The sequence below is a fragment of the Brevundimonas sp. CURTG3B2_SDJG genome, from assembly GCF_057364705.1.
On sequence record NZ_JBNFOJ010000396.1, the window covers coordinates 1 to 2149 of the forward strand.

Sequence of the window (2149 nt, forward strand, 5' to 3'; positions counted from 1 at the left end):
GCCTCCCCCGCCGCGACCGGGCGAGGCCGTTCCCGCGCCGACCACGCCCCCGGCCTTCGTCGAGCGCTCCCGCCCGACGCCCCAGCAGACGGGCGTCCTGACCGCCGGAGACTACGACGACCTGCTGAATCCGGCCTGGTACGCCGACTACGCCAGCCGCTTCCTGCAGAGACCCGACAGCCGCGACCTGCCCTGGGTCGACACCCGCCACGCGGTGACCATTGCGGTCAGCGACGCCGAGGGCCGGCCCGCCCCCTTCGTCGAGGTCAGCGTCTCGCGCCCCTCGGGCGGTCCCCTGCGCCTGCGCACCCTGGCGGACGGGACCGTGGTCCTGTTCCCCGCCCTGGATCGCCTGAGCCGCACCGCGGACGTCTCGGTCGCCGGCCAGACCCGCACCCTGACGATCGGGCCCGACCGCCGGCTGGACATCCGCACCTCGGCCCGCATCGCGCAGGTTCGCGCCTTCGACCTGCTGTTCGTCGTCGACGCCACCGGCAGCATGGGCGACGAGATGGAGTATCTGAAGCGCGAGCTGGCCTCGATCATGGCCTCGCTGGCCGAGCGCCATCCGGGCGTCGACACGCGCATCGGCCTGATCGTCTACCGCGACGAGGGCGATCAGTACGTCGTCCGCGACTTCCCTTTCACGGGCAAGGTCGACGACCTGCTGGCCGATCTGCGCCAGCAGCGCGCCGACGGCGGCGGCGACTATCCGGAAGCCATGGACCAGGCCCTGGACCGGGCGATGGACTATCCGTGGCGCGACGACGCCGTTCGCTCGCTCGTCCTGGTCGCCGACGCTCCGCCGCACGACGACCGCATTCCGGCGACCTGGGAGCAGGTGCAGGAGGCTCGCGCCCGCCGCATCCAGATCACCCCGGTCGCCGCCTCGGGCGTCGGCGACAAGGCCGAGTTCGTCATCGCGCGCGCGCGCGCACGCAGAGCCGCTATCTGTTCCTGACCGACGACAGCGGCGTCGGGAACCCGCACGCGACGCCGGACGTGAAATGCTACGTCGTCACCCGGCTGGACAGCCTGCTGCGCCGGGTGCTGGACGCCCAGATCTCGGGTCGCCGGATCGAGCCGACGACCAACGAAATCATCCGCCGCGTGGGCCCCTACGACGACGGCGTCTGCGCGCCCAAGCCGCTCTGATCAGCCGCCGCCGACGAACTGGACGACCTCGATCCGGTCATCCTCGGCGAGCCTCGTCCGGTCGTGCAGCGATCGGGGCACGATCTCCAAGTTCCGCTCGACCGCGACCTTGCGCACGTCCAGCCCCAGTTCCTCGACCAGGGCCAGGATGGTGGCCGCCTGGACCTCGCGGGGCTCGCCGTTGATCTGGATACGCATGACCCGACGTCACTCTCTGTTGCCACGCGGTTTGATAAGCGCCGCGTCTCAGCTAAAAGGCCGATCCGATTCCGGTCGGAACGCCACCTCTGCGAGCGAATGCCCGACAGCCCTGTCCTCTACGTCCTGAACGGCCCGAACCTCAACCTGCTTGGGGTGCGCGAGCCCGAAATCTATGGACGCGAGACCCTGTCCGACATCCAGGCCGTGTGCGAGCGCGCGGCGCCTGGCTGGACGGTCGTGTTCCGCCAGACCAACCACGAGGGCGTGCTGATCGACTGGGTCCAGGAGGCCCGGACCGAGGCCCGCGCCCTGATCATCAATCCGGCGGCCTTCACCCATACCTCGATCGCCCTCCTGGACGCGCTCAAGACCCTGTCGATCCCCGTGATCGAGTGTCATCTGAGCGACCCGGGTTCGCGCGAGCCGTTCCGCCACCACTCCTACGTCGCCCTTGCGGCGGCGAAGACCATCTCGGGCCACGGCGCCCGAAGCTATGAACTGGCCGTCCAGGCCGCCGTCGAACTGGCCCCGGAACGCGCCGTCGCGTAAGGCCGTTCGGAAACCGAAAGACTTGCAGAGGCTCCCAATGCCCGATCCGAAGACTCCCGCCCCCAAGCTCAAGAACGAGGCCGAAATCGACGCCGCGCTGGTCCGCCAGCTGGCGGATATCCTCAATGACACCGAGCTGACCGAGATCGAGTCGAGCGGGGCGAGCTTCGCATCCGGGTGGCGCGCGAGATCGCCGCCGCGCCGGTCGTCCAGTACGCCGCGGCCCCCGCGGTCGCGGCTCCGG

4 protein-coding genes and 1 pseudogene are annotated in these 2149 nt (G+C 70.3%); 4 read left to right on the top strand and 1 reads right to left on the bottom strand.

What is annotated here, in order from left to right; translation table 11 throughout:
- Together AC2W7C_RS17045 and AC2W7C_RS17050 are read left to right on the top strand one after the other, a co-directional pair.
- A partial coding sequence (locus tag AC2W7C_RS17045) for a vWA domain-containing protein (protein WP_486002439.1) occupies positions 1-961 on the top strand: 961 nt, incomplete at its 5' end.
- Positions 962-1002: 41 nt separating this feature from the next.
- Entirely contained in the window at positions 1003-1155 is a 153-nt protein-coding gene (locus AC2W7C_RS17050) for a hypothetical protein (protein ID WP_486002440.1), read from the top strand.
- Here AC2W7C_RS17050 and thiS read toward each other — a convergent pair whose 3' ends face one another.
- A complete protein-coding gene (gene thiS, locus AC2W7C_RS17055) occupies positions 1156-1353 on the bottom strand; it encodes a sulfur carrier protein ThiS (protein ID WP_486002441.1) in 198 nt (65 codons plus the stop codon). It lies immediately after the preceding gene.
- A 99-nt stretch (positions 1354-1452) separates the two neighbouring features.
- Between thiS and AC2W7C_RS17060 the strand changes: the two genes are divergently transcribed.
- Entirely contained in the window at positions 1453-1905 is a 453-nt protein-coding gene (locus AC2W7C_RS17060) for a type II 3-dehydroquinate dehydratase (protein WP_486002442.1), read from the top strand.
- A gap of 37 nt (positions 1906-1942) precedes the next feature.
- Positions 1943-2149, top strand: a pseudogene (locus AC2W7C_RS17065) (hypothetical protein); the annotation flags it as partial.